This is a genomic window from Tessaracoccus sp. MC1627 (assembly GCF_014164725.1).
In the GTDB taxonomy this organism is placed as follows: Bacteria; Actinomycetota; Actinomycetes; order Propionibacteriales; family Propionibacteriaceae; genus Arachnia.
In genome coordinates this window covers 172,106-194,850 of record NZ_JACJGA010000006.1, presented here as the reverse complement: position 1 = coordinate 194,850, position 22,745 = coordinate 172,106, and the positions used below count along the sequence as shown (strand labels likewise).

At 68.9% G+C, this 22,745-nt stretch carries 17 protein-coding genes; 10 read left to right on the top strand and 7 right to left on the bottom strand.

The window, feature by feature from the left end; all coding sequences use genetic code 11:
- Positions 1-3: 3 nt before the first annotated feature.
- Positions 4-516: a hypothetical protein gene (locus tag H5399_RS13240; protein WP_182783424.1), complete on the bottom strand. Its 513-nt coding sequence runs from the start codon at positions 514-516 to the stop codon at positions 4-6.
- Between the two features lie 222 nt (positions 517-738).
- Between H5399_RS13240 and H5399_RS13235 the strand changes: the two genes are divergently transcribed.
- The 5 genes from H5399_RS13235 (at position 739) to H5399_RS13215 (ending at position 5,120) form a co-directional block, all read left to right on the top strand.
- Positions 739-2,082 carry an ABC transporter substrate-binding protein gene (locus tag H5399_RS13235; protein ID WP_182783422.1) on the top strand — a complete coding sequence of 448 codons (1,344 nt, stop codon included), beginning with the start codon at positions 739-741 and terminating at the stop codon, positions 2,080-2,082.
- A 95-nt stretch (positions 2,083-2,177) separates the two neighbouring features.
- Complete coding sequence (locus H5399_RS13230) at positions 2,178-3,023, top strand: carbohydrate ABC transporter permease (protein ID WP_182783420.1); 846 nt, start codon at positions 2,178-2,180, stop codon at positions 3,021-3,023.
- Positions 3,020-3,937 (top strand): carbohydrate ABC transporter permease, encoded by a 918-nt coding sequence (locus H5399_RS13225; RefSeq protein ID WP_182783418.1) that lies wholly within the window; start codon positions 3,020-3,022, stop codon positions 3,935-3,937. Before H5399_RS13230 ends, H5399_RS13225 begins: the two co-directional genes overlap by 4 nt.
- Positions 3,938-4,573 carry a DUF624 domain-containing protein gene (locus H5399_RS13220; RefSeq protein WP_182783416.1) on the top strand — a complete coding sequence of 212 codons (636 nt, stop codon included), beginning with the start codon at positions 3,938-3,940 and terminating at the stop codon, positions 4,571-4,573.
- A 10-nt stretch (positions 4,574-4,583) separates the two neighbouring features.
- Positions 4,584-5,120: a YbaK/EbsC family protein gene (locus tag H5399_RS13215; RefSeq protein ID WP_182783414.1), complete on the top strand. Its 537-nt coding sequence runs from the start codon at positions 4,584-4,586 to the stop codon at positions 5,118-5,120.
- 140 nt (positions 5,121-5,260) lie between these two features.
- Here H5399_RS13215 and H5399_RS13210 read toward each other — a convergent pair whose 3' ends face one another.
- A complete protein-coding gene (locus H5399_RS13210; RefSeq protein ID WP_220491004.1) occupies positions 5,261-5,494 on the bottom strand; it encodes a DsrE/DsrF/DrsH-like family protein in 234 nt (77 codons plus the stop codon).
- 36 nt (positions 5,495-5,530) lie between these two features.
- Between H5399_RS13210 and H5399_RS13205 the strand changes: the two genes are divergently transcribed.
- Complete coding sequence (locus H5399_RS13205; RefSeq protein WP_220491003.1) at positions 5,531-7,486, top strand: type I restriction enzyme endonuclease domain-containing protein; 1,956 nt, start codon at positions 5,531-5,533, stop codon at positions 7,484-7,486.
- Positions 7,487-7,587: 101 nt separating this feature from the next.
- Positions 7,588-7,953, top strand: a complete 366-nt coding sequence (locus H5399_RS13200) for an ArsC/Spx/MgsR family protein (protein WP_182783406.1) — start codon at positions 7,588-7,590, stop codon at positions 7,951-7,953.
- A gap of 499 nt (positions 7,954-8,452) precedes the next feature.
- Here the strand turns inward: H5399_RS13200 and ald are convergent, their stop codons facing one another.
- Positions 8,453-9,577, bottom strand: a complete 1,125-nt coding sequence (gene ald, locus H5399_RS13195; protein ID WP_182783405.1) for an alanine dehydrogenase — start codon at positions 9,575-9,577, stop codon at positions 8,453-8,455.
- A gap of 421 nt (positions 9,578-9,998) precedes the next feature.
- Between ald and H5399_RS13190 the strand changes: the two genes are divergently transcribed.
- Positions 9,999-10,910, top strand: coding sequence for an ABC transporter permease subunit (locus H5399_RS13190; protein WP_220491002.1), 912 nt, complete (start codon positions 9,999-10,001; stop codon positions 10,908-10,910).
- Between the two features lie 225 nt (positions 10,911-11,135).
- Here the strand turns inward: H5399_RS13190 and H5399_RS13185 are convergent, their stop codons facing one another.
- Positions 11,136-12,104, bottom strand: a complete 969-nt coding sequence (locus H5399_RS13185; protein ID WP_182783404.1) for a LacI family DNA-binding transcriptional regulator — start codon at positions 12,102-12,104, stop codon at positions 11,136-11,138.
- Between the two features lie 245 nt (positions 12,105-12,349).
- Here H5399_RS13185 and yicI point away from each other — a divergent pair, with 245 nt between their 5' ends.
- Entirely contained in the window at positions 12,350-14,569 is a 2,220-nt protein-coding gene (gene yicI, locus H5399_RS13180; protein ID WP_182783403.1) for an alpha-xylosidase, read from the top strand.
- Between the two features lie 680 nt (positions 14,570-15,249).
- Here the strand turns inward: yicI and H5399_RS13175 are convergent.
- Positions 15,250-16,110, bottom strand: coding sequence for an A/G-specific adenine glycosylase (locus H5399_RS13175; protein ID WP_370585768.1), 861 nt, complete (start codon positions 16,108-16,110; stop codon positions 15,250-15,252).
- Between the two features lie 271 nt (positions 16,111-16,381).
- Here H5399_RS13175 and H5399_RS13170 point away from each other — a divergent pair, with 271 nt between their 5' ends.
- On the top strand, positions 16,382-17,797 hold the full coding sequence (locus tag H5399_RS13170; RefSeq protein WP_182783402.1) for a sodium:proton antiporter: 1,416 nt from the start codon (positions 16,382-16,384) through the stop codon (positions 17,795-17,797).
- Positions 17,798-18,168: 371 nt separating this feature from the next.
- Here H5399_RS13170 and H5399_RS13165 read toward each other — a convergent pair whose 3' ends face one another.
- Both H5399_RS13165 and dnaB read right to left on the bottom strand, forming a co-directional pair.
- Positions 18,169-20,868 carry a phosphoenolpyruvate carboxylase gene (locus tag H5399_RS13165; protein ID WP_182783401.1) on the bottom strand — a complete coding sequence of 900 codons (2,700 nt, stop codon included), beginning with the start codon at positions 20,866-20,868 and terminating at the stop codon, positions 18,169-18,171.
- A gap of 97 nt (positions 20,869-20,965) precedes the next feature.
- A complete protein-coding gene (gene dnaB / locus H5399_RS13160) occupies positions 20,966-22,318 on the bottom strand; it encodes a replicative DNA helicase (RefSeq protein WP_182783400.1) in 1,353 nt (450 codons plus the stop codon).
- Positions 22,319-22,745: the final 427 nt, after the last annotated feature.

The following is a 22,745-nucleotide window of genomic DNA, read 5'->3' as shown; positions in this document are numbered from 1 at the left end:
TCGTCAGCTCGGCTGCGCCACGGAGACGCGGCGTCGCTGAGGGACTGGGCAGGCGATGCTGCCCGAGAGGCGGAATACCAGCCCGACGGCCAGCAGGATCAGGGACAGGGCCGCGAGCCAGGGCTGGAGCGGCCCGAAGTAGGTCAGTGCCCCCGTGTAGCCGAGGGCCAGCAGGGCGATCTTGTTGCAGACCGGGCATCCGATCGCGAACCACGCCCCGAAGGCGCCCACGGTGCCCCAGACGGAGAGTTTCTCGTCCTCTGCGTCCGCGGTCGCCTTCGGTCCGCTGCGGAAGTACGTGGCGATGAGCATGCCGGACAGGACCGAGGTGACGATCCAGGCCGGGTAGCTCCACGCGGTGGGCGGGATCTCGCGGCCGAAGATTGGGTTCGGGATCAACACCGTGACCACGCCCAGGGCCAGCCCTACGACGAGGGTGGCCACGGCGGCGCCCGCCCATCGACTGGCGGACCAGGACCGCAGGGCCTGCAGGGAGAGGTTCAGATGGCGACGCATTCGACCAGTCTGCCTCACGCGGCCCAATACCCCCAGTGGTATCCGTCAAGGCGTGCAAGTTTGCTCGTTCAAATCGTTGCCGAATTGTGACCTTTCTAACGTGCCAATTCGCCGCGAGGACCGTTAGTGTCGAGCCATCGACGTGGTCAGCGGTGACGCTGACGACGTCTCCCCGCCCTCAAGAGGGCGGGCCGCAACGTCACCTAGGAGGGTACGAACCCCATGAAGAACCTGAAGCGCTCCATCGCGCTCCTTGCGGTCGCGGCACTGTCCGTCGGCGCGCTGGCCGCTTGCGGCGATGACGAAGGCGCCAGCGGCGATGCTGAGGGCTCGGTCTACTTCCTCAACTGGAAGCCCGAGTCGGAGGCGACCTACGGCGAGATCGCCGAGAAGTACACCGAAGAGACCGGCGTCGAGGTCAAGGTGGTCACCGCCGCCTCCGGCACGTACGAGCAGACCCTGCAGGCCGAGATGACGAAGTCGGACGCCCCGACCCTGTTCCAGATCAACGGCCCCGTCGGCCTCGTCAGCTGGCAGGAGTACGCCGCTGATCTCGGCGAGACCGACTTCGCGAAGGACCTGAGCGATCCCGGCCTCGCGCTCACCGGCGAGGACGGCACCGTGTACGGCGTGCCGCTGGCCGTCGAGGGCTTCGGCATCATCTACAACGACGCGATCATGCGCGATTACTTCGAGATGGACGGCGCCAAGGCCGCCTCGATGGACGAGATCAACAACTTCGACAAGCTCAAGGAAGTCACCGACGACATGCAGGCCCGCAAGGCCGACCTCGGCATCGACGGCGTGTTCGCGTCGACGTCGCTGGCTACCGGTGAGGCCTGGCGTTGGCAGACGCACCTGTTCAACACCCCGCTGTACCACGAGTACCAGGAGAAGGAGATCACCGACGCCGAGGAGATCGAGTTCACCCACAGCAACGAGTTCAAGAACATCTTTGACCTCTACCTGACCAACTCAACCGTCGAGAAGACGCTCGCACCGTCCAAGACCGTGACCGACTCCATGGCCGAGTTCGCCACGGGCAAGGCTGCCATGGTGCAGAACGGCAACTGGGCCTGGAGCCAGATCAAGGACATCGAGGGCAACGCAGTGGCTGAGGAAGACATCAAGTTCCTCCCCATCTACTCGGGCGTCGAGGGTGAAGAAGACCTGGGCATCAACGTCGGCACTGAGGCCTTCATGGCCGTCAACAGCCAGGCCACCGAGGCCGACCAGCAGGCCACCATCGACTTCGTCAACTGGCTGTTCACCGACGAAGACGGCATGAACTACGTGACCGAGGATCTCGGCTTCATCGCTCCGTTCAAGTCCTTCGGCGATCGCACGCCGGCCGACCCGCTGGCCAAGGAGATCAACCGCTACATCAGCGACGATTCCCTGACCGCCGTGCCCTGGGTGTTCACCACGATGCCCTCGGCCAAGTTCAAGGACGACTTCGCCCAGCTCCTCGCCCAGTACGCCTCCGGCAACCTGGAGTGGGCTGAGGTCGAGGAAGCGGTCGTCGCCAACTGGGCCACCGAGAAGGCTGCCGTCGGCGGCAACTGACCGTCGGCTAACATCTGGGGCGGGCCACGCACAGTGGCCCGCCCCAGTACCCCATTCGGCATCGCGGCCAGGCGGGGTTGAACGGAGTAATCACTATGCAGAGATCCCTGAAGAAGTACTTCCCGCTATTCGTGCTGCCAACGTCGGTCGCTTTCATCATCGCGTTCCTGGCACCGTTCGTCATTGGCCTGTACCTGTCGTTCACGAAATTCACCACGATCACCAACGCCGAATGGGTCGGCCTGGACAACTACCGTCGGGCGCTCGATCCCGCTGACGGGTTCCTCGGCTCGTTCTGGTTCACGATCCTCGTCGTCGTCGCGTCGGTCATCACCGTCAACCTCTTCGCCTTCGGCATCGCCAAGCTGCTGACACAGAAGCTGAAGGGCACCAACGTCTTCCGGACGATCTTCTTCATGCCGAACCTCATCGGTGGCATCGTGCTGGGCTACACCTGGCAGGTCATCATCAACGCGGTCCTCGCCAACTACGGGACCACCCTGGTGGCCGACTGGAAGTACGGCTACATCGGCCTCATCCTGCTGGTCAACTGGCAGCAGGTGGGCTACATGATGGTCATCTACATTGCGGGACTGCAGAACGTGCCGCCGGAGCTCAACGAGGCAGCGGCCCTCGACGGCGCCGGCCGCTGGCAAACGCTGCGCAACGTGACGATCCCCATGATCATGCCGACGATCACCATCTGTCTGTTCCTCACGCTGTCCAGCGCGTTCAAGATGTTCGATCAGAACCTCGCGCTCACCGACGGCGCCCCCATGGACCAGACCAAGATGGTCGCGCTGGACATCTTCAAGACGATGTTCTCGCAGATCGGTCGGCAGGGCGTCGGCCAGGCCAAGGCCGTCCTATTTGTCATCGTCGTCGTGGCGATCGCGCTGCTGCAGCTGCGCGCCACCCGGAGCAGGGAGGTTGAGGCGTGAGCACGCAACCGCAGACAGTTACCCCCGTACCGGTCGCTGGACCGACGACGCCCCCGGCGGCCGAGGCCGGCGGCAAGCGCCGCGACCCGGTGGGCAAGATCCTCATCTACGCGCTGCTGGTGGCCCTCGTGGGCCTGTTTCTGGGGCCGATCGTCTTCATCGTCCTCAACTCCTTCAAGCAGAAGTTCTCCATCTCGTCGGACCCCTTCGCGGTGCCGCTGGGGGACATGTGGGCCGGGTTCAGCAACTACATCACCGGGATCCAGGCGCAGAACTTCTTCGAGGCCATCCTCTGGTCGTTCGTCATCACCATCGGATCGGTGCTCATCATCGTGTTCCTGACGGCGATGCTGGCGTACTTCATCACGCGCGTGAAGACGTGGTGGACGTCCCTGATCTACTACCTGCTCGTCTTCTCCATGGTCATCCCGTTCCAGATGGTGATGTTCCCGACGGTGAAGCTCGCCGATGCCCTCGGCCTGGCCAACCCGGTCGGCATGATGGTGCTCTACCTCGGCTTCGGTGCGGGGCTGTCGGTGTTCATCTTCTCCGGGTTCGTCAAGTCGATCCCCCTGGAGATCGAGGAAGCCGCCTATATCGACGGATGCTCACCGCTGACCACCTACTTCCAGGTGGTCTGGCCCATCCTCAAGCCCGTGACGATCACGGTGGCAATCCTCAACGCCATGTGGATCTGGAACGACTACCTGCTGCCCTACCTGGTCATCGGCCTGTCGACACGCTTCAAGACCATCCCGGTCGTGGTGCAGCAGTTCGTCGGCTCGAACGGTAACCGCGACATGGGTGCGCTCATGGCGATGCTCGTGCTGGCCGTGGTCCCGATCATCGTGTTCTATCTGTTCGCGCAGAAGCACATCATCGAGGGCGTCGTCGCCGGGTCGGTCAAGGGCTGAGTGGTCGACCCCAACTCGCGGACCTGGCAGGCGCTCGGCCTCGCGGCCGACGTCGTCGTCGTCAACGCGCTCACCATCGTCTGCTCGTTGCCGGTGGTGACCGCGGGGGCTGCGCTGTCCGCGGCCCACGGCACTCTGCTGGAGATGGTCCGTGAGGAGGGGGCGAAACCTGCCCGCACCTACTTCTCCTACTTCACCCGCACGTGGAGGACGGCGACCTTCGGGTGGCTGCTGCTGCTCGCCGTCGGCTCTGTCCTGGGCTGGGAGTACTGGGCGCTCGGCCGCATGGACGGTGGCGCTGCGCTGGTGGCCCAGGCCGGAGTGCTGGCCGGGGCCATCCTGGTGACTCTCTGGGCTGTCTGGTTCTTCCCACTGGCCTCTCGGGGGGAGGGGTTCGCCCGCACCGCGAAGTTGGCCGCACTGCTCGCGCTCGGCAAGTTGCCCCGGAGCCTGCTCGCCTCAGTCTGGCTCTTGATCCCCGCCGTGCTGATCATCCTCAACCCCGGCGGCTGGGTGCTGTGGCTCGCGGTCATGGCCATCATCGGGGTGGCTCTGATGCTCTACCTGGTCGACCTCGTGGTCGTGGAGACGATCGATTCGCTCCCGCCGCGCGGCTCCACCGTAAGCGCGCAGTAGTCTCGACGGCATGCCATCTGCCGAAGGAAACCTGGACTGGAAGCCGCTCGCCGACCATCCCGAGTTGGTCGCCCATCCCGTCGCGCAGGCGGCGCCCCGCGTGCCCGACGCGCGGGTCGCCGAGATCGACGAGGCGCTCGCCGACACCGCCGCCTTCTGCGAGCGGTACGACGTTGCGCTCGAGGCGTCGGCCAACTGCGTCATCGTCTTCGGGCGACGCGGCGAGGAGACCGTCCACGCTGCCGTGATGGTGCTGGCGGTCGACCGCGCCGACGTCAACAAGACCGTCCGCAAGGAGCTGGGCATGCGGAAGATGTCGTTCGCCGACCAGCCGACGGTGGAGCAGCTGACCGGGATGACGCAGGGAGGGATCACCCCGGTGGGGCTGCCCGACGGCTGGCCGATCCTCATCGACGAGGCCGTCGTCAGCGCGGGGCCGGTCGTGATCGGGGGAGGGGTCCGGGGGAGCAAGATTCTGCTTGACGGCGCCGACCTGGCACGACTGCCCGGCGCCAAGGTGATCCCGCTGGCTCTGAGTGGCGCCTGACGGGCTCAAGGGAGGGCCCTGCGGGGTGTTACATTGTCACGATTCGTTTAACGAATACCGTTATGGCTCCGCGCGCCAGGCGCCGCTGTAACTCACGCCGGCCGCCCATGGGGACGGCCAGCGCGATGCGAGCGGCAGGGTCAGACGAAGATGACCTGCGCGCCCTCGGAGATCTCGATGAAGTCGGTGGCGCTGATGACGCCCTCGACGCCGGGGTGCAGGTCGGCCTCGATCATCTTCATCATGTCGAAGGTCAGCTTGCAAGCGTACATGTGGGCACCGGCGGCGTGCAGCAGGTCGATGAAGTCGGGCACGTCGGGCACCTCGAGCTCTTCCATCTGCTTCTTCATCATCGACGTCGCGAAGCGGGTCATGAACGGGATGTTGCCCATCGCCTGGGGCATCGAGACGTGCTCGAGCCCGGGCTTCAGGCGTCCCAGCTGCGGCACTACGACGACCTCGACGGGTACGCCCGCCACCTCGCCGACGCCCTCCCCAACGCCACGCTCATCGCGTTCACCGGCACCCCGATCAGCTTCACCGACCGCAACACGCGCGAGGTGTTCGGCGACTACATCGACATCTACGACCTCACCCGAGCCGTCGCCGACGGCGTTACCGTGCCCGTCTACTACGAGCCGCGGCTGGTCACCGTCGGGTTCGACGACGGCGTCACCGCCGAGCAGCTCGACGCGGCGGCCGACGAGCTCACCCGCGACCTCGACGAGACCGAGCGGGACCAGGTGGAGCGGTCGGTGGCAGTCATCAACTCCATCTACGGCGCGCCCGAGCGGCTGCGCACCCTGGCCGCGGACATCGTTGAGCACTGGGAGAAGCGGCGGGCCCGGGTCATCACCGAGATCGAGGGGCCGGGCAAGGGCCTCATCGTGTGCGCGACTCGCGAGATCGCCGCCAACCTGTACTCGGCCATCGTCGAGCTGCGGCCGGACTGGCACTCGGATGCCATCGACGGCGGCCGCATCAAGGTGGTCTACTCGGGCACGGCCTCGGACCAGCCCCCGATCAGCGACCACGTCCGCCGCGAGTCCGAGAACAAGGTGATCAAGAAGCGGCTCGCCACCGCCGAGGACCCGCTGGAGCTCGTCATCGTCAAGGACATGATGCTCACCGGCTACGACTCGCCGCCGCTGCACACCCTCTACCTCGATCGGCCGCTCAAGGGCGCGCTGCTCATGCAGACCCTCGCCCGGGTCAACCGAACATTCCGGGGGAAGTCCGCGGGCCTGCTGGTGGCCTACGCGCCGCTTACCGACAACCTCGCCCATGCCCTTGCCGAGTACACCCTCTCCGATCAGCGCGAGCGCCCCATGGGCCGTGACGTCGGCGAGGCGGTCGAGCTGGCCCGCGCCCTCGTCGAGCAGCTCCGCGATCTCGTCCGGCCCGTGAACTGGAGGGCCAAGCTCGGCACGCCCCGAGGCTGGATGGACGCGGCCCGGCTGCTGACAGCCTGGCTGCGGGACCCGCGCAATCCGGGCAACCGGGTTGCGGAGGGGCACGCGACGCTCACCGACAGGTACCGGCACCTCACCACTCAGCTTGGCCGCGCCTGGGCGCTGTCCGCCGGTGCCGACAACCTCGCCGACATCGCCGACGAGGTGCGGTTCTACGTCGAGGTGCGCGCCTGGGTGGCCAAGCTCGATGCAGCGGAGCGGGAGGCCAGCGGGCGGCCGGTGCCCGAGGAGGTGGCGCGGGCGCTGCTCGCCGTCGTCGAGGACTCCACCGACTCGCGCGACGTCATCGACATCTACCAGATGGCGCAGATCACCCCGCCGGACTTCGACCACCTGGCGCCGTCGGTACTGGAGGAGGCGCAGGCGTCGCAGAACCCGCAGCTGGCCATCGAGGCGCTGCGAGCAGCGCTGCTGCTGGAAGCCGCGCGGGTCTCAGGCCGCAACCTGGTGCGGCAGCAGACGTTCGGCGACAGAGTGGCCGACGTCATCAACCGCTACACCAACGGGCAGCTGACCTCCGCCGAGGTGCTGCTCGAGCTGTGGCGGACAGCGGAGGAGATCGCGTCGGAGGCGCGACGGGGGGAGCAGTTCGACCCGCCGCTCGGCACCGACGAGCTGGCCGTCTACGACGCCGTCGCCGCCAACGACTCCGCCATGGAGGTTCTCGGGCAGCCCGTGCTGGGGCAGATCGCTCGCGAGCTCGTGGAGATGCTCAGGCGCGACGCGAAGACGGACTGGACGGTGCGCGACGACGTGCGCGCGTCGATCCGGGCCAAGATCAAGCGGCTGCTGCGCAAGTACAAGTACCCACCGGACCGCTCCGAGGAGGCGGTGAAGCTGGTGGTGCAGCAGATGGAGGTGCTGTCGCGGGGGCAGGGCGGCCGGTCACACTGACCGGCGATCAATCCGTTCGGCCGCATCAGCTGGCTGATGCAGATAGGTAGCGTGGTGGGGGCGGGGTTTCGCCGCCGCTTGCACCGTCGAAGGGGGATCCCATGAAGGACCTGACCATCCTGCACAATCCGCGCTGCTCCACCTCACGCGCGGGACTGGAGGCCGCGGAGGCCTCGGGGCTGAGCCTCGAGGTGCGCAACTATCTCAAGGAGCCACTCGACGAGGCCGGCTGGCTGGCCGTGCTGGAGATCCTCGACGCGGACCCCACCGAGTTGGTGCGCCGCGACAAGGCGTTCGACGAGCTGGGCCTCAGTGACGACGACGTGGCCAGCGTGGACCAGGTGGCTCGCGTCCTGGCCGCCCATCCCGCCTTGGCACAGCGCCCTGTGCTGATCAGGCGCGACGGGGTGCGCGAGCGGGCGATCATCGGCCGGCCGAAGACCGCCGTTACCCCCTTCCTGGCTTAGCCCCCGCCGGCTGAGGTGCGAGGAGCGAAGCGACGAGCCTCGAAGCCTAAGAGAGATTCCTTGTCAGCCGACGTTTCATAGGCTTCGAGGCCGCTGCGCGGCACCTCAGCCAGCGGGAGTGGGCCGCTGCGCGGCACCTCGGCCAGCGGGGGAGCCGAAGACCGCCGTTGCCCCCTTCCTGGCTTAGCCCCCGCCGGCTGAGGTGCGAGGAGCGAAGCGACGAGCCTCGAAGCCTAAGAGAGATTCCTTGTCAGCCGACGTTTCATAGGCTTCGAGGCCGCTGCGCGGCACCTCAGCCAGCGGGAGTGGGCCGCTGCGCGGCACCTCAGCCAGCGGGAGTGGGCCGCTGCGCGGCACCTCGGCCAGCGGGGGAGCCGAAGACCGCCGTTGCCCCCTTCCTGGTTTAGTTGGGAGGGGACAGTCTGCAACTTGCTATCCAGAGCGCGCCTTCTGCGGATATCCACAGAAGCCGCGCTCTGGATAGCAAGTTGCAGACCGTTCAGCCCGCGAGGTTGAGCACCGCCGCGACATCGGTCCACTCGCGCCCGAACGCCTCGGCAACCGGCCGCGACACCAGCGTCCCCGCGTGGGTGGACAGGCCGCGCGCCAGCGACTCGTCGGCACGCATCGCGTCGCGCCACCCACGGTCCGCGATCGCCTCGACGTAGGCCAGCGTGGCGTTGGTGAGCGCCCAGGTGGAGGTGTTCGGCACCACGCCGGGGATGTTGGACACGCAGTAGAACGTCGATCCCTGCACCTGGAAGGTGGGGTTCTCGTGCGTGGTGGGGCGAGAGCTCTCGAAACAGCCGCCCTGGTCGATCGACACGTCCACCAGCACCGAGCCCGGCTTCATGGACGCCACCATGTCGTCGGTGACCAGCTTCGGCGCCCGCGCGCCCGGCACCAGGACGGTCCCGATGACGAGGTCAGCCCCCAGCACCTGCTCCCGCACGGCCAGCGTCGACGACGCGATCTGGTGCACCCGGTTGTCCCAGCGCCAGAAGCTCATCCGCAGCTTCTGCAGGTCCGTGTCCAGGAGGGTGACGTCGGCGCCCATGCCGAGCGCGATGTTGGCGGCGTTCTGCCCCGCGACACCCGCGCCCAGCACCACCACCTTGGCGTTGGCCACCCCGCCGATTCCGCCGAGCAGAACTCCCCGTCCGCCCTGGTTCTTCAGCAGCGCGTGGGCACCGACCTGCGGCGCGAGGCAGCCCGCAACCTCGCTCATCGGGTACAGCAGGGGGAGCAGACCTGACGAGAGCTGCACGGTCTCGTAGGCGATCGACGTGGTCCCGGCCGCCAGCAGTGCGTCGACGAGGGGTTCGTCGGCGGCGAGGTGCAGGTAGGTGAACAGCACCAGGTCCGAGCGGAGGCGGTGGTACTCCTCGGCCACGGGCTCCTTGACCTTGAGCACCAGCTCGGCGTCGCCCCAGGCGGTGTCGGCGTCCGCGACGATGGTGGCGCCCACCGCACGGTAGTCGTCGTCGCTGAACGACGACCCGGCCCCGGCGCCCTGTTCCACCAGTACCTGGTGGCCGCGCTGCGTGAGCTCGTGCACGCCGACGGGGGTGATCGCCACCCGGAACTCGCTGTTCTTCACCTCTCGGGGGACGCCGATGCGCATCTGATGCTCCTTGCTGGGCTCGCGGGCCGCTTCGTCGCGGCGACGGTTCAGGCTATCGCGCACCTGTGCCCACCGGTTGTGGTCGGAGGTCTGCGGCTGATGTTCCTCCAGGCTGGGTCTCGGGCGCCCTGGGGGCTCCAGGGCCGTTCTGGAGGAACAGCTACCGCACCTCCGCCAGGAGCCGGTGGGCTGAGCTCGGTTGCCGTGCACCCGTGGCAGAGGCGGGCGTTGCGGCGTTTCGAGGATTTGAGAGCGCTCTACAAGGGCTATTGCGCTGGTCCAGCTCGCGGGTTATGATCAATCATCGAAACGCTTCGCCAATGGAGGCAGAGTCATGATGAACAAGGAACCAGCACCCAACACCGGGTGACCAGCTCGGCGCCGGCGCCCACGCACCGGCGAATCCGCAGGGACGCGGCTGATGTCGGTCGCGGCGCCGGTGCAGCCCCCGAAGCCTGAGGTTGTCGCCACCGCCAAGCGTCGGCTTCGTCGAAGCGACGCCCCCGTCGAGGTGAAGTCGTCGCGGCGGCGCCCCTCGAAGGCGATGTTCCTCAGCATCCTGCCGTTCCTCATCCTCGTCTTCCTCTTCTCCTACTTCCCCCTCTACGGGTGGGTCTACTCGCTCTACGACTACAAGCCCGCCCTCGGGCTTTCCGGCAGCGAGTTCGTCGGCCTGCAGTGGTTCCGGCTCCTGATCGGATCGCCGACGCAGCTGGCCCAGATCGGGCAGGTGATGGCGAACACGCTGGGCATGAGCTTCATCGGCATCGCGTCGTCGGTGCTTCCGCTCGCGTTCGCTGTGTTCCTCAACGAGATCCGCGCCCCATGGTTCAGGAACGCCATCCAGACCCTGACCACCCTGCCCAACTTCATCTCGTGGGTGCTGGTCTACATGATCGCGTTCTCCATGTTCTCCACAACGGGCCTTGTCAACACGCTGATGCTGGACTCCGGACTGATCACGGTGCCCACCAAGTTCCTGGACTCGGACCAGAACGTCTGGCTGACCATGGCGGCCTGGGGCATCTGGAAGACCGTGGGGTGGGGGGCCATCATGTACCTCGCCGCGATCGCGGGCATCGACCAGGCGCTCTACGAGTCGGCCAAGGTCGACGGTGCGGGCCGCTTCCAGAGGGGTGTCGATCTCGTCGGCTGTGATGTGCGCGTGTCGGAGAGCCCGGCCAGCGTCGCGTCCACCAGTGCCTCGAGGGCGGGGCGGGTGACGGAGGACTCAGCCGATGGGGCGGACGCCGGGCGCGCCGGGACGGCCGGGGCAGAACTGGCTGGGTCGGGAGGTGTAGAAGCCATAAGGTCGAAGCCTTTCGATGCATGAGTGGCGGCGGTGCCCGCGGTGATCGTTGCCTCAATCATGCACTATCCACGCTGCGCACGCGCGATCGTTCGACGAGACTGTCGCGGGGTGTTGCGGCCTGAGCCGCCGTCGTGGTCTACTTGTGTCGAAATGATTCGACGACGAATCGAAAGATCGTCCAACCCGGTGGAGGAGTGCAATGCGGTTCGGCGCGCTGAGCTCAGCACCCCTGGCGGGCGGGCCTGGTCACTCGACCCGCGGCGCCACCAGCCTGCGCTCCGGAAGGGAGCGGTCGTTGACGAGACTCATCAGCATGTCCACGGCGGTGGAGCCGATGGTGGTGCCCGGGATGTCGATCACCGTCATCGGCAGCAGCGGCGCGAGCAGCAGGGACTTCGGCCCGATGGCCACCACCGCGACCGAGTTGGCCACCTCGGGGCCCCGTCGGGCCAGCGCCGTGATCACGCCCGGAAGGGCTGCCTCGTTGTGCACGATCAGCCCGGTGATGCCGGATTCCACCAACTCGTCGATGAGCGGGGACGCCTCGAGCGGATCGTCGCCGCAGGCCAGCCGCTGCAGCGTGATGTGGTGGGCCTCCGCCTCCCGGTCGGCGCCGCGCGCCAGCCGGACAGCGTACGAGGTGCCGCGGCTGTGGACCGCGGGCGAGGACCCGATGAGCGCGATCCGCGTGTGCCCCGCGGTGGCCAGCTTGCGCACGGCCATGGAGCCGGCGTTCTCGAAGTCGAAGTCGATGCAGCTGAGCGAGCCGGGATCCTCCGGCATGCCGATCAGCACGCTGGGCTGCCGCAGCGCAGCCAGCGTCGGGAGGCGGCTGTCGCGGGATTCGACGTCCATGACGATGAAGCCGTCCACCATCGAGCGCAGCGAGACGCCCTCGATGCCGGAGGCGTCCGGCTCGGTGACCAGGAGAACGTCATGCTCGTAGTGGCGGGCCCGCGTCGCGATGCCGGCGACGAACTGCATGATCACGTCCACGTTGACGCCCGGGCGGAGCGGGGTGACCAGGCCGAGCACGTGGGTCTTGGACGACGCCAGGGCGCGCGCTCCGGCGTGCGGCCGGTAGTTGAGCTCATCGATGGCCTTGAGCACCCGCTCGCGGGTGGTCTCGGAGATGGGGCGTCGGCCGCTGAGCACGTACGAGACGGTGGATTGCGAGACGCCCGCCTTGCGTGCGACCTCCTGGATTCCAGCCATCGACACCCCTTGTCCCAGGGCGGGAGCGGCGGGGTGTGGCCCCATCAGCCCGACGGGCTGGCGCCGTCGACAAACGGCCCTGTGTCTCACCAGCGTAGGCCCGCGCAAGCGTTTCGACCAAGCGGGGGCGCGGACGCGCAACCCGTGTCAGACGGTCCTGGAAGAGCTGTCTTCCGCGGCCTCGTCGCCCAGCAGTTTCCCGCGCGGCACCGCGTCGTGTCGCGTCACCCAGAGAGGACCCGAGCATGAAGTTCACCGACGGCTACTGGCAGATGCGCCCAGGCGTCACTGCGCTCAGCCCGCGCAGCATCGCCGACATCGTGGTGGAGGACGGCCGCATGGTTGCCCATACACCCACGCGCGTCATCGAGACGCGCGGCGACACCCTCAACTGCCCGGCCCTCACCATCACCGTCGACTCGCCGGCCGACGGCGTCATCGGGGTGACCATCGAGCACTGGGACCAGCCCACCACCGGGCCGAGCTTCGCGCTCTCCGGCGGCGGGCATGAGGTGTCGGTCGTCGAGACCGACGACGCGGTGTCGCTGACCAGCGGCACCCTCACCGCGACCTTGGGGAGGGAGGTGCCGTGGGACCTCCAGTTCGTCGGCGCGGGCGGGCCGCTCACATCGTCGACGGGGCGCTCGCCGTCGGCCCTCACCAACCCGGACGGGGGGCGGTTCGTGCGGGAACAGCTGGCCATCGCGCCCGGCGAGCATCTGTACGGGCTCGGCGAGCGGTTCGGGCCGCTGATCAAGAACGGCCAGAGCGTGGAGATCTGGAACGCCGACGGCGGCACCTCCAGCGAGCAGGCCTACAAGAACGTGCCGTTCTACCTCAGTGATCGCGGATACGGCGTCTTCGTCGACACCCCGGACCACGTCTCCTACGAGCTGGCCTCCGAGTTCGCGTCGCGGGCGCAGTTCTCCGTCCCCGGCCACCGGCTGCGCTATCTCATCATCGACGGCCCCACCCCGGCCGACGTGCTGCGGCGCTACACCGCGCTCACCGGCCGCCCCGCGCGGGTGCCGGCGTGGAGCTACGGGCTGTGGCTGTCCACCAGCTTCACCACCGACTACGACGAGGCCACAGTCACCTCCTTCATCGACGGCATGGCTGAGCGGGACCTGCCGCTGTCGGTGTTCCACTTCGACTGCTTCTGGATGCGCGCCTTCCACTGGACGGACCTGGTCTGGGACCCGGCCACGTTCCCGGACCCGGAAGGGATGCTGTCGCGGCTGCACGAGCGCGGGTTGAAGGTGTCGGCCTGGATCAACCCCTACATCGCGCGGCGCTCGGTGCTCTTCGAGGAGGGCCGGGAGCTCGGGTTCCTGGTGAAGCGCCCCGACGGGTCCGTGTGGCAGTGGGACCTGTGGCAGGCCGGCATGGCGTTGGTGGACTTCACCAACCCGGACGCCTCCGCCTGGTTCGTCGACAAGCTGCGCGGCCTGCTGCGGCAGGGCGTCGACTGCCTGAAGACCGACTTCGGTGAGCGGATCCCCACCGACGTCGTCTGGCACGACGGCTCGGACCCTCAGCGGATGCACAACTACTACGCGCACCTCTACAACAAGGCGGTCTTCGACCTGCTGGTGGAGGAGCGTGGCGAGGGTGACGCCGTCGTGTTCGCCCGCTCCGCCACGGCCGGCGGGCAGCAGTTCCCGGTCCACTGGGGCGGCGACTGCGAGTCCACGTTCTCGGCCATGAGCGAGTCGCTGCGCGGCGGGCTCAGCCTGGCGGCGTCTGGTTTCGGTTTCTGGAGCCACGACATCGGCGGCTTCGAGGGCACCCCGGACCCGGCGGTCTTCAAGCGGTGGCTGGCGTTCGGGCTGCTCAGCTCGCACAGCCGCCTGCACGGCTCCAACTCCTACCGGGTGCCGTGGGCGTTCGACGACGAGGCCGTCGACGTGGCGCGCAGCTTCATCCGGCTGAAGATGCGGCTGATGCCGTACCTGGGCCAGCTGGGCGAGATCGCGCACCTCGAGGGGCTGCCGGTGATGCGGCCCATGTTCCTCGAATTCCCCGAAGACCCCGGCGCGGCGATGGTGGACCTGCAGTACATGCTGGGCGACCAGTTGCTGGTGGCGCCGATCTTCACCGACGACGGGACCGTGTCGTACTACGTGCCCAGCGGGCGGTGGACGCGGGTGCTCGACGGCGGCGTCGTCGAGGGACCGGGCTGGCGCACGGAGACGCACGGGTTCGACTCGCTGCCGCTCCTGGCGCGCCCGGGCTCGGTGATCCCGTGGGGCGCCGTCGACGACCGGCCCGACTACGACTGGGCCGACGGCGTGGAGCTGACCGCCTACGGGTTCGAGCCTGGAATGTCGCGGACGGTCGAGGTGTCGCGGCCGGACGGGTCGGTGTCGCGGTTCGAGGTGGTTGCGGACGCCGATGGCGAGGTGTCGGCCAAACTGCTCGACGGCTCGGCCCCGGTGGGGTCCTGGACCCTGACCGTCCGCTGAGGTGAGGTCGTCCGCGCATCGCCCTGCAGGTCGGGTGGCGGCGTGTGCTGTGGTCGGTTTGGGCGGCGTGTGGTGGGGGCCGGGCCGCCCATGATGCCGGCGGCGGCGCTTCGCGCTGCCGCGACCGTCATCAACGCCCACCCAACCTGCCCCGGCCCCCACCACCCACCGCCCTGTGGTCCCGTCTCGGCGCCTGGCTTGCGTCTCGGCGCCTGGCTCGTGTCTCGGCGCCTGCTCTATATCGCAGGCGGCCCGGAGCCGCCTGTCCTCGGTTCGGCCGCCGGCGCTGTAGCGCCGGCGGCCAGACTTAACGCAGGCGCCACCGGATCCGCCGCCCTGAGACGAGCCGACGCGAGATATGCACGAGGGTGGGGGACGGCAGGGCGGCTGCGCGTCGGGATGCCCAACCCGAGGATCACCAGGCCGGCCTCCCGCCTCAACTCACTTTCACCAGGGCCGCCCGGCCGGCACGCGCCCGGATTAGACGACGCCACAGGCAGACCAGTGCGGGGAGACACGAGACGAGGCCCGGGCGGCCTCGATTGCCCGACCCAGGACCAGGTCGCGACAGATTGCGAACGGCGGACAGCGGCCGCCCGGGCCTCGACTCATGGGTCACCGCACCGGGAGGGATCAGGTCGGCGAATACGTCGCAGCGGCGTTCCTGTTCCCAGGGGGACTCACGGGAGGGTGAGGCCGACGTCGGTCCGGACGGCCAGGCCGTCGGCCACCAACGATGCCGCGCAGGCCTCGAGCTGCCCTCCGTCCGGCCACGCGACATCAGCCAACCGCACCACCCCGTGCCTCCGGAGCGCCGCCATGATCCGCCCGCGACACTGCCGGTCCGTGCCCTCCCACGCCTGGACCCGACGCTCCGGCCCGTCCCACGCGGGCCGCCCCGCCGCCAGCCACGCGCACGCATCAGCCACCGGGCACTCTTCGCACCGCGGCGACTTCGCCGTGCACACCAACGCCCCGAGTTCCATCGCCGAGACCGACCACAGCGCCGCTTCACCGTCGTCCTCGGGCACGAATTCCCACGCTCGCCGCCGCTCGGCCGCCGTCTCGTGGGCGACGGGGAACTCCACCCCACCGTCGATCCTCGCGAGGACGCGCCGAATGTTGGTGTCGAGGACCAGCGAGCGGAGCCCGAACCCGAACGCCCGCACCGCGGCCGCGGTGTAGCGTCCGACCCCCGGCAGCGCCATCAGGTCGGCCTCGCCGCAGGGCACCTCCCCGTCGTGCACCTCGACGACGGCGCGCGCGGCCTCCTGCAGCCGCAGCGCCCTCCGCGGATAGCCCAGCCGATCCCAGGCGCGCAGCACGTCCGCCGTCGGCGCCGTCGCGACATCCGACGGCGCGGGCCAGCGTTCCATCCACTCCACCCACTGCGGGGCCACCCTGGCTGCCGGCGTCTGCTGGCACATCACCTCGCTGACCAGCACCCCCCAGGGGGTCACCCCCTCCGCGCGCCACGGCAGGTCGCGGGCGTGCGCGACGTACCACGCCGCGAGGCGGGGGTGGAGTGGGCCGGTGGTCACGGGTCGATCATGCCAAAAGCTGGCATGGTGCCGGCTGGGCCGCGGAAACGATCCCTCAGCGTCGGTGTCCCCATGGAGCGCTGAGCGTGGTGCCGGTCACTGGGGGCCCAATTCCGCGCCATAGTTACCCACCGCCCTCTTGGCCCGGCTGGGAGCCGACGGGCGGCAACTCCCTGCAACATCGGCACCGGACTCATGCTCCACGGGGATGGCGGTTTAGGCTGAGCGGTCTAGCCAGGAGCCCCGGCGGGCTCCGGTGAAGGGACCAACGATGGAATACCCGTGGTGGAGCATGCTCCCGTTCGTCGCGATGCTGGGCGGCATCGCGGTGTTCCCGCTGCTGTCGCGGACGAAGCATCAGTGGGAGAAGCCCGCCTCGCAGCTGGGCTACGCGTTGGTGCTTGGCCTCCCCGTCGCGTTGGCGGTGTGGGCGCTGGACGACCCGTGGCGCGTGGGTCACGCCGTCTACGAGTACGCCCAGTTCATCGCCCTCCTGCTGGCGCTGTTCGTCGTCTCCGGTGGGCTCTTCCTCAAGGGCGACATTGAGGCCACGCCGCGCAACAACACCACCTTCCTGGCCATCGGTGGCCTGGTGGCCTCCTTCGTCGGCACCACCGGCGCCGCGATGCTGCTGATCCGCCCGCTGCTCAACACCAACGTGGAGCGCAAGCACCGGGTCCACACCGTGCTGTTCGCGATCTTCATCGTCGCCAACTGCGGCGGACTGCTCACCCCGCTGGGGGACCCGCCGCTGTTCCTCGGCCTGCTCCGGGGCGTGCCGTTCACCTGGACGTTCGGGTTGTGGCCCTACTGGCTGTTCGTGAACGCCATCCTGCTGTTCAGCTACTACGCGCTCGACCGCCGCATCTACGCCACCGAGGCACCGGAGGACGTGGCCTTCGACCGCACCCACATCGAGCCGTTGGGGGTGCGCGGGAAGATCAACTTCCTCTGGTTCGCCGTGATCATCGCGGCTGTGGCGTTCGCGCCGTCGATGGACCTCCACGCCATCGAGGCCGGCCATGCGACGGCATTGTCCTGGGTGCCGGTGCGCGAGCTGATCATGCTCGCGGTGACCGCTGCCTCGTTGCTGACCACCCCCCGCAGCGTCCGCCACGACGACAACGAGTTCAGCTGGGCCCCCATCGGGGAGGTCGCCGCGCTGTTCATCGGCATCTTCCTCACCATGATCCCGGCGCTGGAGTTCCTCGGCCAGCAGGCGCCCAAGCTGCCGCTCAACGAAATCACGTTCTTCCTGTTCACCGGCGGCCTGTCGTCGGTGCTGGACAATGCCCCCACCTACGCCACCTTCTACGAGATGGCCTCCCAGCTGCCGCCCCCCTCGGGGGTCGCGATGATCGGCACCTCGCCGCCGGTGCCGGAGACATTCCTGGTGGCCATCTCGCTGGGTGCCGTGTTCTGCGGCGCGCTGACCTACATCGGCAACGGGCCGAACTTCATGGTGAAGTCCGTGGCCGACTCCCGGGGCGTCCACATGCCGTCGTTCGGCGTCTACGTCGTGCGGTCGATGCAGTATCTGGCCCCGACCCTGCTGGCCATGATGCTGCTGATGATCGCGGACCACTGGGCCGCGTGGGTGGCGGGCGCTGCCATCGTGGTGTGGATTCTTGCGCGGGCGGTCCTGGACATCCGCCGCTCGACGGCGGTGCCCGTCCCCCCGGCCTGACCGGGAGGCGCGAAGCCACGTCTCAGGCGATGGCCGAGCCCCCGTCGTGGGCGCCCCGCGGCGGTCGGGCGGCTAATTGGCAGGTCTGGTACCGACTACGGCACGAGACCTGCCAATTAGGCCTTCGCCGACGCGGCCCATGCCATCCCGCAGCGCTGAGGTGCCGCGAAGCGGCCTCGAAGCCTCGGGAACGTGACCTTGTCAGCGGCGGTTTCTTAGGCTTCGAGGCTCGTCGCTTCGCTCCTCGCGCCTCAGCCAGCGGAGAAGGGCTCCTCGCGCCTCAGCCAGCAGGGTGGGCTCGTGCCTCGGCCTGCGGGGTGGAGTCGTCGCTTCGCTCCTCCGCCCCCGCCAGCGGGTGCGTCCCGGGGGCCTTAACCGGTGTTCTGCAGGCCGGCCGCGGCACCGTTGACGGTGAGCAGCAGCACCCGTGCCCACTCGGCGCGCTCCGCATCGTCGATCGGCGAGGCGGCGTCGCGGATGAGCCGCAGCGCCCGGAGTTGCAGGTGGCTGAGCGCGTCGATCGACGGCGCCCTCAGGCTCACCCGGCCCTGCAGCAGCGGCTTGGCCTCGAGCAGCTCGGACTGGCCCATCGTCTCCAGGACCAGGCGCCTGGTCAGATCCAGTTCGGTCAGCACCCGCTCGGTGACCTCAGGCCGCCCGCCCAGGGCAAGGAACGACCGGGCAAGCCGCGGGTTGGCCTTCGCCAGGCTCATCTCCGCGACGTCGATCAGGCTGGCGAACAGCGGCCACTCCTGATACGCCGCGCGCAGGCGCTCCGGATCCCCGACGGCGGCCAGGCCGGTGCCCAGCCCGAACCAGCCGGGGATGTTGGCGCGGATCTGCGACCACGCGAACACCCACGGGATGGCCCGCAGGTCCGCAAGGTCGCGGCCCTCCGTAGCGCCGCTGCGCCGGGCCGGCCTTGACCCGAGCCGCAGTTCACCGAGCTCCTCGAGCGGGCTCGACTCGGCCACCACGTCGGCGAACCCCGGGATCCGCACCAGCTCCCACCAGGCCTCGCGGGAGACGCTCTCGACGGTGGCCGCCACATCGGCGAACCGAGCCGCCGCGTCGCGGTTGCGGCACGTCGCGTCCTCGGTGTCTGCCAGCAGCACCGCCGAGGTGAGCCGCTCCAGGTGCGCCTGGGCCAGGGTCTCATCCGCGTACCGGGCGAAGATCACCTCGCCCTGCTCCGTGACCTTGAACCGGCCGGCTACGGAGCCCGGCGGCTGCGCCAGGATGGCGCGGTGCAGCGGGCCCCCGCCGCGACCGAGCGAGCCGCCGCGGCCGTGGAAGATCGTGAGGTGCACGCCGTGCCGGTCCGCCCAATCCACGAGCTCGCCCTGCGCGGTGTAGAGGGTCAGCGTCGCGCTGGCGGGGCCCACGTCCTTCGCGGAGTCCGAGTAGCCCACCATCACCTCCACGTGGCCGGAGGTCTGGCCGAGCCAAGCGCGGGTGCTGTCCAGGGGCAGCCAGCGCTCCAGGATGCCGACGGCGCCGTTGAGGTCCGCGCCGGTCTCGAACAGGGGCACCACGTCCAGCCGGAGCGGACCGTCGCCGACGGCGAGCCGCGCGAGCGCCCGGACGCCCACCAGGTGCTCGGGCGCCTGGGTGAAGCTGACCACGTAGCGGCCGCAGGACCGCTCGCCCCACCGCTCCTGCAGCCAGGACATCACGCGTAACGTGTCCAGCACCTCGCGCGTCCTGTCGGTGGTGGCCTGCACGTGGCTGGGCCAGCCCTCCATGGCCAGGCGGTCCAGCAGCGCCAGCCGGGCCTCGTCGTCTGCCGGCTTCTCGTCGAGCTGACCCAGCAGCTCGTCGAGGGCCGCCTTGTGGACGGCGCTGTGCTGGCGCACCTCGAGCTCGGCCAGGTGGAAGCCGAACGTCTCGGAGAGCCAGATCAGGTGCTGGAGCTCGCCGAAGGCCGCGCGGTCGTCGCCGGCGACGCGCAGGGAGTCCTGGATGAGCCGCAGGTCCTCGAGCAGTTCCTCGGGCCGGCGGTAGGCGAGCTCGATCCGTCCGTTCCGCGTGGCGGCCAGGCGCTCAGCGACGAACAGCAGCTTCTGGCGGTGTGGCTCGCTGGGCGACGACGTGCGGATGGCGGCGAACAGCTCTGGCGCGGCGACGGCGTCGCGGGCCAGCGAGTTGGCCAGGTCCGGCGACGCGGGGGTGGCGTCGTCGCTCATGGTCAGGGTGCGCGCGATGCGTTGAGCCCCCGTGGCGAGCGCCCGCAGGGCGTGATCAGCCTGGATGGCGGCGGTCTGCCGCGTCACCTCGGCGGTGACGAACGGGTTGCCGTCGCGGTCGCCACCCACCCAGGAGCCGAACCGGAGGAACGCGGGCACGGCCGGCTCGCGGCGGCCGGCGTCCCCGTTGGAGATCACGGACTCGACGGAGCGGTACAGCCGGGGCACCGCGTGGAACAGCGTCTGGTCGAAGACCTGCATGACCGCGCGCACCTCGTCCGACGGTTGAGGCTTGGTGGTGCGCAGCGGCGAGGTGCGGCTCAGGATGTCGATCTCCTCTAGCATCCGGCGCAGCGCGGCGGCCCGCTCCTGCCTGCCGACGGCCGCGTCGTCGTAGTGGTCGAGATGGTCCCCGATCCGGTCCAGGGCCGACGACACGGCGCGCCGCCGGGCCTCCGTGGGGTGGGCGGTGAGGACGGGGTGGACGCGGAGGTCCCGCACCCGCGTGGCCAGCTCACCCAGCGCCGCGACCGCCGGCCACATGTCCGGCGTCGCGTCGCCCGAGCGAGGGTCGGCGCCGCGGAGCAGGCGGGACCGGTGCCGCTCCTCCGCCAGGTTGATGAGGTGGAAGTGCACGGTGAGGGTCTGCGCCAGGCTGGCTGCCGTGGTGGCCGGGAGGCCCTCGATGATGTGCGACGGGGCGTCGGGGTCACCACCGTCAGCGGCGCCCGCGGCGGCCTCCTCGAGGCGGTCCATGAGCGTGGCGAGCTCGCCGCGGCCGGATTCGGTGAGCACCTGGCGGTGCAGCTCGGTCAGCAGCGCGAGGTCGGCGACCAGGAGCGCGTCCGGCGAGGTGTCGACGGGGGGGAGGGCTTCACCGGGCATGAGAGGGCCTTTCGATCGCGAAGTCCGATACGCGCATTATTTCAGCACTCCGCATGAGAGCAGCATTCGCGCAGGCCAGGGTGGACTGGACGGCCGGTCACATGGGGGCGTTGATGAAGCGGCTGTAGTGGCCCTGGAACAGGGCGTCGATCCTGCCGGTCTCGCCGTTGCGGTGCTTGGGGATGTGGAGCGTGGCCAGGCCGCGCTCCTCGTCGGTGGGGTTCTGCGAGTACATCTCCGGGCGGTGGAGCATGATCACGATGTCCGCGTCCTGCTCCAGGGAGCCGGACTCGCGCAGGTCCGAGAGCTGCGGGATGCCGTCCTTGCGCTGCTCGGTGTTTCGCGAGAGCTGCGACAGCGCGATGACCGGGATCTCCAACTCCTTGGCCAGGAGCTTGATCTGGCGGGAGAACTCGGAGACCTCGAGCTGGCGCGACTCCACCTTCTTGCCGGAGCTCATCAGCTGGATGTAGTCGATGGCGAGGATCTGCAGGTCGTGCTTCTGCTTCAGCCGGCGCGCCTTGGCCCGGATCTCCATCATGGTGAGGTTGGGGGAGTCGTCGATGAAGAGATTCTTTTCGCCGAGGATGGCGGACTTGTCCGTGACGCGCTGCCAGTCCGTCTCGTCCATCTTGCCGCCGCGGATCTTGCCCAACGGCACCGACGCCTCGGCCGAGAGGATCTTCATCACGATCTCCGTGCGGCTCATCTCCAGGGAGAAGAACGCGGCCGTGAGGTTGTGGTGGATGGCGGCCGAGCGGCACACGTCCAGCGCGAACGTGGACTTCCCGACGCCGGGGCGGGCCGCGACGATGATCATCTGCCCCGCGTGGAGGCCGTTGGTGATCCGGTCCAGGTCCACGAACCCCGTCGGCACCCCGGAGAGGGCATCGCCCGAGGAGGCGATGGCCTCCATCTCGTCGAACGTGGGCTCGATCAGTTCGCGGAGGGACTTGTAGTCCTCCGAGGCCTTCTTCTCGGTGACCTCGAAGAGGGTCTGCTGGGCCTCGTCGACGATCTTGTCCACCTCGCCCTGGCCCTGGTAGCCGAGCTGGGCGATCCGGATGGAGGCGTTGACGAGGCGGCGCAGGACGGCCTTGTCCCGCACCAGCTCGGCGTAGTAGATGGCGTTGGCCGCGATGGAGACGGAGGCCAGGAGATCGTGCAGGTAGACCGCGCCGCCCACCTTGGACAGCTGGCCGCTCTTGCCCAGCTCCCCGGCCACGGTGATGGGGTCCGCCGGCTCCCCGCGACCGTAGAGGGTGACGATGGCGTCGAAGATGGTCTCGTGGTTGGGCCGGTAGAAGTCCACCCCGCGGAGCACCTCGACCACGTCCGAGATGGCGTCCTTGGACATCATCATGGCGCCCAGCACGCTCTGCTCCGCGGCCAGGGCCTGCGGGGGAGTGCGGTCCAGATCACGGTCGTCATAGACGGCGGTCTGCGTCATGTCCCCTCCTCATGGCCACCGGTTTCCGGCCACAGGACAGGCTAGGGCACGCCACTGACAGGTTCTGTGACGTGCCTGTGGGCAAGCCTGGGGGCGGCCTGTGGGCGGCCTGTGGACAACTCCTCCCGTCGTGCCCGTGGGGTGTGCACAATGTTGTGGGTTGAGCGTCGAATCCCCGTTATCAAATTGTTATAAAGACTCGCCGATCGACGGCTCCCGTCACTTTGTCCACAAATCGGTGAGCGGGTCAAGCGCCTCCGGCGCTGACTCGCCTCCGGCGGCACAACGCTGCCGCGCCGTCGCCGCGAAACGCTATCCGACTAGGGGTGATCGTCGATCATCGACCAACTCGAATCACGCGTCCAGCCGTTGTGATATGCGCCTCGAGCGCCTCGTCGGGGGCGTGCCGGGGGTGCCCCGCGAGGGA

Excerpts from the sequence above, each read along its gene's own strand:
- H5399_RS13240 (WP_182783424.1), bottom strand. The coding sequence starts at position 516 with ATGCGTCGCCATCTGAACCTCTCCCTGCAGGCCCTGCGGTCCTGGTCC.
- H5399_RS13235 (WP_182783422.1), top strand. The coding sequence starts at position 739 with ATGAAGAACCTGAAGCGCTCCATCGCGCTCCTTGCGGTCGCGGCACTG.
- H5399_RS13230 (WP_182783420.1), top strand. The coding sequence starts at position 2,178 with ATGCAGAGATCCCTGAAGAAGTACTTCCCGCTATTCGTGCTGCCAACG.
- H5399_RS13215 (WP_182783414.1), top strand. The coding sequence starts at position 4,584 with ATGCCATCTGCCGAAGGAAACCTGGACTGGAAGCCGCTCGCCGACCAT.
- H5399_RS13210 (WP_220491004.1), bottom strand. The coding sequence starts at position 5,494 with ATGACCCGCTTCGCGACGTCGATGATGAAGAAGCAGATGGAAGAGCTC.
- H5399_RS13200 (WP_182783406.1), top strand. The coding sequence starts at position 7,588 with ATGAAGGACCTGACCATCCTGCACAATCCGCGCTGCTCCACCTCACGC.
- ald (WP_182783405.1), bottom strand. The coding sequence starts at position 9,577 with ATGCGCATCGGCGTCCCCCGAGAGGTGAAGAACAGCGAGTTCCGGGTG.
- H5399_RS13190 (WP_220491002.1), top strand. The coding sequence starts at position 9,999 with ATGTCGGTCGCGGCGCCGGTGCAGCCCCCGAAGCCTGAGGTTGTCGCC.
- H5399_RS13185 (WP_182783404.1), bottom strand. The coding sequence starts at position 12,104 with ATGGCTGGAATCCAGGAGGTCGCACGCAAGGCGGGCGTCTCGCAATCC.
- yicI (WP_182783403.1), top strand. The coding sequence starts at position 12,350 with ATGAAGTTCACCGACGGCTACTGGCAGATGCGCCCAGGCGTCACTGCG.
- H5399_RS13170 (WP_182783402.1), top strand. The coding sequence starts at position 16,382 with ATGGAATACCCGTGGTGGAGCATGCTCCCGTTCGTCGCGATGCTGGGC.
- H5399_RS13165 (WP_182783401.1), bottom strand. The coding sequence starts at position 20,868 with ATGCCCGGTGAAGCCCTCCCCCCCGTCGACACCTCGCCGGACGCGCTC.
- dnaB (WP_182783400.1), bottom strand. The coding sequence starts at position 22,318 with ATGACGCAGACCGCCGTCTATGACGACCGTGATCTGGACCGCACTCCC.